Genomic DNA, 11,022 nt, shown 5'->3' with positions numbered 1-11,022 from the left:
GCCGACCGCGCGCTCCCGCGCTGACCCCTTTCCTCGACGAGAACCACCATGACCCGCCCTGCCCTCCACGACGCACCCATCCCGGTACGCTTCAAACTGTCGGCGCTGTGGACCGCGCTGATGTTCTGCTACATCTACGGGGACTACTTCGGCCTGTACGTGCCCGGCAAGCTGCAGGGAATGATCAATGGCGAGGGCCCGGTCGGTCCGGTCAGCGAAGGCACCCTGGTCGGCACCGCGTTGATGCTGGCCATCCCCGCGCTGATGGTGCTGCTGTCGCTGGTGGCACCGGCGCGGCTGGCGCGCTGGCTGAACATCCTGCTCGGGCTGTGCTACACCGCGATCATGCTGCTCACCCTGCCCGGTGCCTGGTGGTTCTACATCACCCTGGGCGTGATCGAGATCGGGCTGTCGCTGGCTACCGTGGTGGTGGCCTGGCGCTGGCCGCGCGGCTGAAGGTGCGCGGCCTCAGCGGCTGACCGTCACCCGCCAGCCGCCGTCATGCGGCTGCCAGTCGAACTCGACCGGCAGGAACTTCTCGATCAGCCGTGCATTGCTGGCCAGGTGATCGCTGATCCTGCCGGTGGTTAAGCTGCCGCCGCCGGCCAGCGCCATCGGCAGCAGCAGCTGATCGGACAGATGCTCGCCGACGCAGCCGCTGCCCTGCAGGTAATGCTGCACCTGCCCGGCCAGCCGCGCACCGACCTGTTCGGCCGACACGCCGCGCTCGCCATGCCCGCTGAACACGTCGACATGCTCGGCGTGGCGCACATGCACCAGCGCCACGTTGCCCGGGCCCAGCGCCGGACGCACCGCGTGTACATGGCGCGGATGCGGGTCGACGCCCAGCTTCTGCGCCAATACCTGCAACTCGCGCAGGCCGATCGCGCTGGGCAGGCCGGACATCAGCACCTTGGCCTCGATCGACGCCAGCGCACCGCGGCTGTCGAAGCTGCAGTGCTGCAGCGTCGCGCACGGCGCAACGGCAACCTCCAGCACGCCGCCGCCGGCCGGATGGAAGCCGTGCTGCTGCAACTCCAGCGTGGCCTGCACGCCCATCTTCGCCAGCGCCGGCAGATAGGCATCGGCGATGAAGTCGGCACTGGGTGCGAGTGGGTTGTGGGTGCCGCCCTCCAGCCGCAGCCGCGATGGCGCAGCGGCCTGCCACAGCGCCGGCAGCACCGTCTGCAGTACCAGCGTGGCCGAACCGGCGCTGCCGGTGGCGAACTGGTAGTCGCCGGCCTGCACCGGACCAGGCTCGAAGCGCAGCGCGGTGGCCCCCAGCTGCGCACCGTGCGTGCAGGCGTTGCCCACCCTTGCGGCGGCGTTGACCGCAGTGAGGTGCTGGCGCATCAGCCCCGGACGACGGCGCTGCGCACGGATGTCGTGAATGCTGAAGCCGATGCCCGTGCACAGGCTCAAGGTCAGCGCCGAGCGCAGCAGCTGGCCGCCACCGAGGCTGCCGTCCAATTCGATCATGTCCATGTGTCTACTCCTCCAGCGCGCGGCGCAGTGTACGCCGCGCGCGCTGTTGCTAACCCTTGACGCACACCACCTGACGCAGCGTGTGCATGATCTCGACCAGGTCGCGCTGGGCCTCCATCACCGCCTCGATCGACTTGTAGGCGGCCGGCGACTCATCGACCACCTCGGCGTCCTTGCGGCATTCCACGTGCGCGGTGGCCTTGGCGTGGTCGTCGACACTGATCAGCTTGCGTGCCTGGGTGCGGCTCATGACGCGGCCGGCACCGTGGCTGCAGCTGTTGTAGCTGTCCTCGTTGCCCAGCCCGCGCACGATGAAACTCTTGGCGCCCATGCTGCCGGGAATGATGCCCAGCTCGCCCTTGCGTGCACTCACCGCGCCCTTGCGCGTCACCATCACATCCTTGCCGAAGTGGTGCTCGCGACTCACATAGTTGTGGTGGCAGTTGACGGCCTCGGCCTGCGCCTCGAACGGCTTGCTGATCACCGTACGCACCGCGGCCACGACATTGCGCATCATGATCTCGCGGTTCATCCGCGCGAAACGCTGCGCCCAGTCCACCGCGAACACGTAATCGCCATAGTGCACGCTGCCCTCGGGCAGGTACGCCAAGTCCTGGTCGGGCAGGTTGATCATCCAGCGGCGCATTTCCTGCTTGGCCAGTTCGATGAAGTAGGTGCCGATCGCATTGCCCACGCCACGCGAACCGGAGTGCAGCATGAACCACACGCGCTGCTCCTGGTCCAGGCAGATCTCGACGAAGTGGTTGCCGGTGCCCAGCGTGCCCAGGTGCTTGAGGTTGTTGGTGTTCTTCAGCTTGGGGTGGCGCTCGCAGATCAGTGCGAAGTCATCCATGAGCTGCGACCAACCCTCGATCGCCAGCTCCGGCGGCGTATCCCAGCTGCCCTTGTCGCGGCCACGGCCCATCGTGCGCCCGTGCGGTACGGCGCGTTCAATCGCGCTGCGCACCGCCGACAGGTTGTCGGGCAGGTCGCTGGCGGTGAGCGTGGTGCGGGTGGCGATCATGCCGCAGCCGATATCCACGCCGACCGCGGCGGGAATGATCGCGCCGATGGTCGGCACCACCGAGCCGATCGTTGCACCCTTGCCCAGGTGCACGTCGGGCATCACCGCGATCCCGCGATGGATGAAAGGCAGGCGCGCGATGTTCTGCAGCTGCTCGCGCGCGGCGTCTTCCAGCGGCACGCCACGGGTCCACAGCTTGATCGGGGCGGCGCCCTTCTCCTGGATTACGTCGTAGTTGTTGCTCATGTTCGTTTCCTTGTTCGAATGCCAGGGGATGCAGACGGTGCGTTTTCCGGGTCCGGCCCGGCTGGCCCCATTGCCAGCCGGGCACTGCCCTTGCCGCGTCCGTGCGGCGTGCCCCTCTGCGGCGATGGGGCCGGTGGCCGTCCCGCATCGCGTCCTGCCGGTGATAGAGCAATCGCCGTGCCAACTTTCCAAGGGTCGTCTTATCTCATTGTTTTAAAATGACATTCGGCAAGCAGAAGCCCTATGTGCATGCGCTCGATTTATGTTTTGTATATATTTCCCGCTCGCCTTTTATAGATATGGATATGACCAAGCGACAGGTAGTCTTCGGCATGCTCGGCATCCAGCTCGACGCTGGCACGGGCCCGGGCCGGTGGCAGAAGTGGCGTCCCAGCGTGGCGCTGGGCATGCACGAGGATTTTCTGTTCGACCGCATCGAACTGCTGGCCGACCAGCGCCGCTTCGGCGCGCTGGCCACGCTGGTGTGCGAGGACCTGGCACTGACCGCACCGGAAACCGTCGTACGCGTGCATGACACCTACATGGCCGATCCGTGGGAGTTCGAAGGGGTATATGCATGCCTGCATGACTTCCTTGCCGGCTATCCATTCCAGCCCGACGAGGAGGATTACTACCTGCACATCACCACTGGCACCCACGTCAGTCAGATCTGCTGGTTCCTGCTGACCGAGAGCCGACATTTCCCCGGGCGGCTGCTGCAGACCTCGCCGCCGCGCAAGCAGGCCGTGGGCGATCCGGGCACGTATGCCGTGATCGACCTCGACCTGTCGCGCTACGACCACATCGCCCAGCGCTTCGCCCAGCAGCAGTTGCAGGACCGCGACCTGCTCAAGGGCGGCATCGCCACCCGCAATGCAGCGTTCAACCGGATGATCGAACAGATCGAAACAGTCGCCACGCGCTCGCGCGCGCCGATGCTGCTGATGGGCCCTACCGGCGCCGGCAAGAGTCAGTTGGCCAAGCGTGTGTTCGAGCTGAAGAAGCTCAAGCACCAGCTGCCAGGCCGTTTCGTCGAGGTGAACTGCGCCACGCTGCGCGGCGATGGTGCGATGAGCACGCTGTTCGGGCACACCAAGGGCGCTTACACCGGCGCCTCCAGCGACCGTGCCGGGCTGCTGCGCTCGGCCGACAAAGGCCTGCTGTTCCTGGATGAAATCGGCGAACTGGGCCAGGACGAACAGGCGATGCTGCTGCGTGCACTGGAGGAGAAGCGCTTCCTGCCGGTTGGCAGCGACCGCGAAGTGGAGAGCGACTTCCAGCTGATCGCTGGCACCAACCGCGACCTGCACGAGGCGGTGCGCCAGGGTCGCTTCCGCGAGGACCTGCTGGCCCGGCTCAACCTGTGGACCTATCGGCTGCCCGGGTTGGCACAGCGCAGCGAGGACATCGAACCCAACCTGGAGTTCGAACTGGAGCGCTGGTCGCGCGAACAGCACGAACGGGTGCGCTTCAACGTGGAGGCACGCACGCGTTATCTGGCGTTCGCCACCAGTGCAGAAGCGGCATGGCGCGGCAACTTCCGCGATCTGGGCGCCTCGCTGATGCGGCTGGCCACGCTGGCCAAGGCCGGGCGCATCCAGGCTGATGGCGTGGAGGAAGAAATCGCCCGGCTGCGTGCGCAGTGGCACGGCGGCACGGAACCGTCATCGCTGGATGCGTTGCTGGGCGAGGCAGCCGCCGAACTGGACCGGTTCGACCGGGTGCAGCTTGAGGACGTGGTGCGCGTCTGCGTCCGTTCGGCATCGCTGTCGGCCGCGGGGCGCGAACTGTTCGCGGTCTCGCGTGCGCAGCGCGCCAGCACCAATGATGCCGACCGTCTGCGCAAGTACCTGGCGAAGTTCGGCCTGGACTGGGAGCAGGTGCGTGCGGCGGCGCGGTTCGTCGGTACGGCGTAAGCGTTGGGGCACTCGAACGGCAGCCGACCAACGGTCGGCTCTACGCGGATCCGGCACACCGTAGCGCCGACCGTTGGTCGGCTACCCGCAGACCCGGCATGGCTTCGTGGGGATCAGGCGATCTTCACCACGCGCGCGCCTTGGCACAGCGGATAGGTAGCGACCAGTTCGGCGATGCGCTCACGCAGCGTCTCGAACGACACCCCGTAGAGGTACAGCGCGGTTTCCGTCGGCCCCTGCCACCAGCTGCAGATCTCGCCCACGCCTTCGATACGCTCGACGATCTGCTCGAACACGTAATTCGAGTCGCACTGCTCATACACCTCGTCCGGCAGGTCGGTGCCGTTCAAGTACAGGGCCAGGCCCTCAGTGACACCGAACGGCTGGTCGGGCTCACCTGCGCGCTGGATCACCGAGCCCTTCGGCGCACCCAGCTGTTCCAGCAGTTCGATCACCGCCGGCAGCGAAGCCGGATCGTTCAGCGCGATCTCGATATCCCCGTACTCCACTTCACCGTCATCGGACAACGCGGTGCCGCCGCCGGTGAGCTGACCCAGGCCGGCATTTTCCAGCAGCGCGTCGAGCGGATCCTCGAACAGTTCGTGGCGGTGCTCCGGCTGGAGCTTCGCGTTCAACTTGACGGTAATGTGCAACGGAGAATCGGTCATGGGGCAGCCTGCGCCAACGGGATACCGACCATTGTAGAGCCGAGCCATGCTCGGCTGCTGTACGCGGTGCCATCAGGACGTCCGGCCTGCGCTGCCTGTTACGCAGCCGAGCATGGCTCGGCTCTACCGCCCGGCCGATGCGGTCTCGATGCCCGGCCAATCGGCGAACACCTGCTCGGCCGTCGGGCTGCGCAGGCGGTTCTGGCTGCAGATGAAGAGGACGTGGCGCGTCATCCGTGGCGCGCCACCCTCAAATCACGGTCAGGTTGGCGTACGCCATCACCAGCCACTTGCTGCCGGCGTCGGCGAACTCGACCTGCACGCGCGCGTGCTGCCCGTTGCCTTCGTAGTCGGTGACCATGCCTTCGCCGAACTTGGGATGGTTGACCATCGCACCCAGCTTGAGCGGCGGCGCTTCCAGCGCGGCGTGGCCCATCACCCGGTTGGCGCCGAGCGAGGCCGTGCGCGAGACCTGCACCTTGGGCCGCACTTCGTTGAGCAGCTCGCGCGGGATCTCGCGCAGGAAGCGCGAGGGCACGTTGTAGTTTTCCTGGCCGTGGATGCGCCGCGACTCGGCGTAGCTGAGCACCAGCTTCTGGCGCGCGCGGGTGATGCCCACGTAGGCCAGGCGACGCTCTTCTTCCAGACGGCCGCTCTCTTCCAGCGAGCGGGCGCTCGGGAACAGGCCGTCTTCCATGCCGGCCAGGAACACGATCGGGAACTCCAGGCCTTTGGCCGAATGCAGCGTCATCAACTGCACGCCTTCCTCGCCCGCCTGGGCCTGGCCTTCGCCGGCCTCCAGGGAGGCATAGGACAGGAACGCGACCAGCTCGCTCATGGTCTCGCCGGTCTCCTCGATGTCGTCTTCGCGGCGCACGAAGCGCGAGGCCACCGAGACCAGCTCGTCCAGGTTGTCCGCGCGCGATTCCGAATCCAGCGCGTTGCGGCTTTCCTTGGACCAATGTTCGCGCAGGCCCGAGCGCACCAGCACGTGGTCGATGCGTTCGGCCAGGGTCATCTCGCCGGCTTCGCCGTGCAGCTGGTTGACCAGGGTCAGGAACCCGGCCAGTGCATTGCGCGCACGCGCGGCCAGTTCGTTGCCCTGGGTGGTGAGCATGGTGGCCTCCCACAGCGAGATCGCGTGGGCGCGCGCCAACCGGCGCACTTCATCCAGGGTGCGGTCGCCGATGCCGCGCGTGGGCGTGTTGACCGCACGCTCGAAGGCGGCGTCATCGTTGCGGTTGGTCATCAGCCGCAGGTAGGCGAGCGCGTCCTTGATTTCGGCACGCTCGAAGAAGCGCATGCCGCCGTACACCCGGTACGGGACCTGTTCGGAGATCAGCGCTTCTTCGAAGGCGCGCGACTGCGCGTTGCTGCGGTAGAGCACCGCGGCATCGCCGTAGCTGCCGCCGTCGCGCACCCACTGGCGCGCGCGCTCGACTACGTAACGCGCTTCGTCCATTTCGTTGTAGGCCGCGTACAGGTCGATCGGATCGCCGTCGCCGCTGTCGGTCCACAGTTCCTTGCCGATGCGGTCCGGGTTGTGCGCGATCACCGCGTTGGCCGCGCCCAGGATGTTGGCGCTGGAGCGGTAGTTCTGCTCCAGCCGCACGGTCTGCGCGCCGGGGAAATCCTTCAGGAAGCGCTGCACGTTCTCGACCTTGGCGCCGCGCCAGCCGTAGATGGCCTGGTCATCGTCGCCGACCACGAACACGTGGCCGCTGTCGCCGGCCAGCACGCGCACGAAGGCGTACTGGATGGCGTTGGTGTCCTGGAACTCGTCCACCAGGATTTCGCGGAAACGCGAGCGGTAGTGCGCCAGCAGCGCCGGGTTGTCGCGCAGCAGTTCATGCGCGCGCAGCAGCAGCTCGGCGAAGTCGACCAGGCCGGCACGGTCGCAGCGCTCCTGGTAGGCGATGTAGGCCTGGCGCATGGTTTCCAGCCACGCGTCATGCGGCTCGGGCTGGATGTGCTGCGGGCGACGACCTTCGTCCTTCTGCTCGTTGATCCACCAGGCGATCTGCTTGGGTGGGTGCTTGCTGTCGTCGATCTCCAGCTGCTGCACCACGCGTTTGACCAGGCGCAGCTGGTCATCCGAGTCGAGCACCTGGAAGCTGTCGGGCAGCCTGGCATCCTGGTAATGCAGGCGCAGCAGGCGGTGGGCCAGCCCGTGGAAGGTGCCGATCCACGCGCCGCGGCTGCCTTGCGGCAACTGCAGGTCGATGCGGTGGCGCATCTCGCCGGCGGCCTTGTTGGTGAAGGTCACCGCAAAAATGCCATGGGTGGGCACGCCGCAGACTTCATTCAGCCAGGCGATGCGGTGGATAAGCACGCGGGTCTTGCCGGAACCGGCACCGGCAAGCACCAGATGGTGGCCGGGCGGGGCGGACACAGCTTCGCGCTGGGCGGGGTTGAGCCCGTCGAGCAAGTGGGAGACATCCATGGCGCATTTTACCCCGTGCGGGGCGATCCGGTCGGACTGGCGTCCAACCGATTCAGCGAGCCCTGTGCGAGGCGCCTGCCGGGCTCAGCCCAGCGCGGCGCGCGCGGCCAGCTGCGCCTGCCCGCGCAGCTCGGGGATGGCCAGGCTTTCCCACAGCGTGCCGATGCGCAGGCTGCCGACCACCTGCACCGCCGGATGCGGCTGGCCGTTGGCATCCAGCAACTGGCCGTGCTCGACCGAGGTATCCAGTCCCAGGCCGTGCGGCCCGGGGCGAGCGTGGCCATCGGCCAGCAGGTGCTGGACCAGGGGATTGCGCATCGCGGTGGCGCGGGTTTCCACGCCGGTGGCGTTGATCAAGGCACTCACCTGCAGGGGCGCCAGGCCGCCATCGGCGCCATGCGCGTGCACCTGCAGGGTGCCGTCCAGCACCAGTACCGTGTCCAGCCGCGCGCGATGCCGCTGCAGCTGCCCGGACTGTTCCAGCGCGTGCACCTGCGCCTCTACCTGCTCGGCGATGCGATGGCGGTGTACGTCCCAGTAGCGCACCACGTGGCGCAGGAAACGGCGCTGGTCGGCTGCCTCCAGGCTCAACCACAGGGCCTGCCCCAGCGGACGGATCCGGTCCATCACGCTCTGCCACGGCAGGCCCTGCGCGACCGCATCGCGTGCGTGGCCGCGCAGCACGCGCAGTTTCTGTCGCAATGGCATGGCCAGCAACGGCTGCGGGTCGAACGTGGCCGCGCCACCGTGCGCGTGCGCCAACGGCAGCAGCGCGTGACGCGACAGCACGTGGATGCGGCCGCGATGCCCGGCGTTGGCCAGTGCCACCACGCTGTCGGCCATGCTCAGGCCCGAGCCGATGATGGCCAGGTCGCCATCGCCGGCCAGCAGGCGCACACCGTCGTAATCCCAGGCGTCCGCGACCTTGCCCGGCGGCAAGGCTTCGGCGCCGGGCACCGGCAACGGGCGCATGCTGTTGCCGCAGGCCAGCACCACCTGGCGTGCCTGCCACTGCTCGCCATCGGCCAGAGAAAGTTGCTGTGGGATTGATTCCGGCTGCAGGCCAATCACCGCGTCATGCACCACGCTCAGGCGTGCTGGGCTGCTGGCCTGCGCCTGTTCCAGCCTCGCCCGCAGGTACTCGGCATAGAAGCGTCGCGGCACATACTCGGCCGCAAGGACCTCGCGCGGCAGTTCGGGAAACGCATCGACCTGCTGCAGGTAATCGAGGAAGTCCTCGGCCCGCTCGGGCAAGCCACTCATCTTGCCGACCGGCACATTGAGCAGATGCTCCGGCCAGGGCGTGGCGTAGGCGATGCCCTGGGCCAGCGTCGAGGCGGGTTCGAACAAGGCGATGTGCACCGCGCTGGTCGCGCTGCGCAGGGCATGCAGCGCGACCAGCACGCCGGCCGCACCGCCGCCGACGATGGCTAGGTCGCACTGGCGGTTGGAATCGGATGCGCTCATGCGGGCATTGTAGGCGATGCCTGCGCGCACGCTGGCGACGCGCTCACATCAACGCATCGGCCAGGCGCGCGATGCCTTCGCGACTGCGCCGCCACGCCGGGCGCTGGCGCCAGGTATCCAGCTCAAGCTGGCGCGACTGCAGCAGATAGTCGCTTTCGATCTGCAGCAGCTGGGCAACGATGCCGGTGTCGTAGCAGAGCATGCCGATCTCGGCATTGAGCGCGAAGGAACGGATGTCCAGGTTGATCGAGCCGACCAGCGCGATGTCCTCGTCCACGGTGAGGTGCTTGGCATGCAGGAAACAGGGCTCGTACAGCGCGATGCGCACGCCGCAGCGCAGCAGTTCGTCATAGTAGGCCTCCTGCGCCCACGCGGTGAGCCGCTGGTTGCTGCTGGCCGACAGGATCAGCTGCACCTGCACGCCGGACAGCGCGGCAATGCGCAGCGCGCTGAGCGTTGCCTCATCGGGCACGAAGTACGGGGTGACCAGCACGATCCGTCGTCGCGCCAGATGGATCAGCGCGTTGACCGCATCGCGCGCATTGCTGAAAGGATAGGCCGGGCCGCTGGGCAACAGCTGGGTAGCCACGTCGGCCGAGCACACCGGCACGGCGGTCATCACGTCCAGGCGCTGGCCGGTTTCCATGTACCAGTCGCTGGCGAACACCGCTTCCAGGTGGGCCACGCCGGGGCCGCGCACGCGCGCTACCAGTTCCTTGTTGGGAAACCCCGGCACGAACTCGGGCTGGGCCAGGTTCTGCGAGCCGATGTAGCCGACGCGGTTGTCGATCACCGCGATCTTGCGGTGGTTGCGCAGGTCCATGCGGCCGCTGCGGCGCCAGCGCAGGCCACCGGGCAGCATCGCGCGCACGTCCACGCCCAGTGCCTGCAGGCGGCGTCGATAATGGCGCAGGCCGCGTTTGGCACCCACCGCATCCAGCAGCAGGCGGCAGTGCACGCCGCGCGCGGCGGCGCGCTGCAATGCCTGCACGATCGCCTCGCCGACCGCATCGTCGAACATCAGGTAGTACAGCAGGTGCACGCGCTCGCGGGCCTGGTCGATATCCTCGATCAAGGCCTGCAGGGAGGCGTGGTAGTCGCTGTGCAGGTCCACGGCGTTGCCGTGGATGGGCATGAAGTCGCCCTGCCGCTCGATCAACGGCACGATCTCGGCGGTGGCGGTGTCGGGCACCGGGGTCCAGCGCAGCGGGGGCTGCAGGGCCTGCTCTTCGCGGATCACCTGGGAGGCTTCGGCCTGGCGCTGGACGCGCTGGCGTGACAGCCACGGATGGCCGAACAGCAGGTACAGCGGCAAGCCGAGCAGTGGTACGAAGCCGACCAGCAGCAACCAACTGCGCGCTGCGCCGGGCGTGGTGCGGGTGGGTATCCAGAACAGCGCGGCCAGCCGGATCACCCAATCCAGCATCAACAACCAGGAGCCCAGCATCCACTCGAACAGCATCGCGTCGCCCGTCGGGAGGTATGCAGGCATTCTGACATGGCCGATGTATGCACCCGGTAGTGCCGGCCGCTGGCCGGCTCCTGGTCAATTCGGCTGGCGCCCCATCCGGCTCCCATCAAAAAGAGCTTCTTCCAATGCAAGACAGCATCGGGTTTCGAGGCACGTAGCAGATGGCACGCGCGATATGCGCGCGGCCGGGAGTGGCGCCTGCGGATCGGCTGGTGTCTTCGTTCGGTTCTGTCGCGAGCGTGAGGGCCCCGCAGCAGCCGGTAGGCCCCTGGCGTAGTGTCCCCCGGCCGCAGGGCGGCCTC

The 11,022-nt window shown here is 67.5% G+C and carries 8 protein-coding genes; 2 read left to right on the top strand and 6 right to left on the bottom strand.

All coding sequences use genetic code 11. The features are described from left to right. Positions 1-48 precede the first annotated feature (48 nt). Entirely contained in the window at positions 49-456 is a 408-nt protein-coding gene (locus tag RTO53_RS11725; RefSeq protein WP_312237948.1) for a DUF6326 family protein, read from the top strand. 12 nt (positions 457-468) lie between these two features. On the opposite strand, the gene rtcA is transcribed toward RTO53_RS11725, so the two are convergent. After that, on the bottom strand, positions 469-1,485 hold the full coding sequence (rtcA, locus tag RTO53_RS11720) for an RNA 3'-terminal phosphate cyclase (RefSeq protein WP_312237947.1): 1,017 nt from the start codon (positions 1,483-1,485) through the stop codon (positions 469-471). A 49-nt stretch (positions 1,486-1,534) separates the two neighbouring features. Then, the gene (locus tag RTO53_RS11715; protein WP_312237946.1) at positions 1,535-2,755 is read right to left on the bottom strand and encodes an RtcB family protein; all 1,221 of its coding nucleotides are present in this window, start codon (positions 2,753-2,755) and stop codon (positions 1,535-1,537) included. Between the two features lie 305 nt (positions 2,756-3,060). On the opposite strand from RTO53_RS11715, the gene rtcR reads away from it, so the two are divergent. Then, the gene (gene rtcR, locus RTO53_RS11710; RefSeq protein ID WP_312237945.1) at positions 3,061-4,671 is read left to right on the top strand and encodes an RNA repair transcriptional activator RtcR; all 1,611 of its coding nucleotides are present in this window, start codon (positions 3,061-3,063) and stop codon (positions 4,669-4,671) included. A 113-nt stretch (positions 4,672-4,784) separates the two neighbouring features. On the opposite strand, the gene RTO53_RS11705 is transcribed toward rtcR, so the two are convergent. The 4 genes from RTO53_RS11705 to cls form a co-directional block, all read right to left on the bottom strand. After that, the gene (locus RTO53_RS11705; protein WP_312237944.1) at positions 4,785-5,339 is read right to left on the bottom strand and encodes a hypothetical protein; all 555 of its coding nucleotides are present in this window, start codon (positions 5,337-5,339) and stop codon (positions 4,785-4,787) included. 250 nt (positions 5,340-5,589) lie between these two features. Then, positions 5,590-7,782 carry a DNA helicase II gene (gene uvrD / locus RTO53_RS11700; protein ID WP_312237943.1) on the bottom strand — a complete coding sequence of 731 codons (2,193 nt, stop codon included), beginning with the start codon at positions 7,780-7,782 and terminating at the stop codon, positions 5,590-5,592. Between the two features lie 84 nt (positions 7,783-7,866). Continuing rightward, on the bottom strand, positions 7,867-9,267 hold the full coding sequence (locus RTO53_RS11695; protein WP_312237964.1) for an FAD/NAD(P)-binding protein: 1,401 nt from the start codon (positions 9,265-9,267) through the stop codon (positions 7,867-7,869). A 25-nt stretch (positions 9,268-9,292) separates the two neighbouring features. Then, positions 9,293-10,711 (bottom strand): cardiolipin synthase, encoded by a 1,419-nt coding sequence (gene cls / locus RTO53_RS11690; RefSeq protein WP_312237963.1) that lies wholly within the window; start codon positions 10,709-10,711, stop codon positions 9,293-9,295. Between the last annotated feature and the right edge of the window lie 311 nt (positions 10,712-11,022).

The sequence above is a fragment of the Stenotrophomonas sp. genome (assembly GCF_031995405.1).
In the GTDB taxonomy this organism is placed as follows: Bacteria; Pseudomonadota; Gammaproteobacteria; order Xanthomonadales; family Xanthomonadaceae; genus Stenotrophomonas.
Note: the sequence above shows the minus strand (reverse complement) of the source record. Positions and strands in the feature narration are given on the sequence as shown.

Excerpts from the sequence above, each read along its gene's own strand:
- RTO53_RS11725 (WP_312237948.1), top strand. The coding sequence starts at position 49 with ATGACCCGCCCTGCCCTCCACGACGCACCCATCCCGGTACGCTTCAAA.
- rtcA (WP_312237947.1), bottom strand. The coding sequence starts at position 1,485 with ATGGACATGATCGAATTGGACGGCAGCCTCGGTGGCGGCCAGCTGCTG.
- RTO53_RS11715 (WP_312237946.1), bottom strand. The coding sequence starts at position 2,755 with ATGAGCAACAACTACGACGTAATCCAGGAGAAGGGCGCCGCCCCGATC.
- rtcR (WP_312237945.1), top strand. The coding sequence starts at position 3,061 with ATGACCAAGCGACAGGTAGTCTTCGGCATGCTCGGCATCCAGCTCGAC.
- RTO53_RS11705 (WP_312237944.1), bottom strand. The coding sequence starts at position 5,339 with ATGACCGATTCTCCGTTGCACATTACCGTCAAGTTGAACGCGAAGCTC.
- uvrD (WP_312237943.1), bottom strand. The coding sequence starts at position 7,782 with ATGGATGTCTCCCACTTGCTCGACGGGCTCAACCCCGCCCAGCGCGAA.
- cls (WP_312237963.1), bottom strand. The coding sequence starts at position 10,711 with ATGCTGTTCGAGTGGATGCTGGGCTCCTGGTTGTTGATGCTGGATTGG.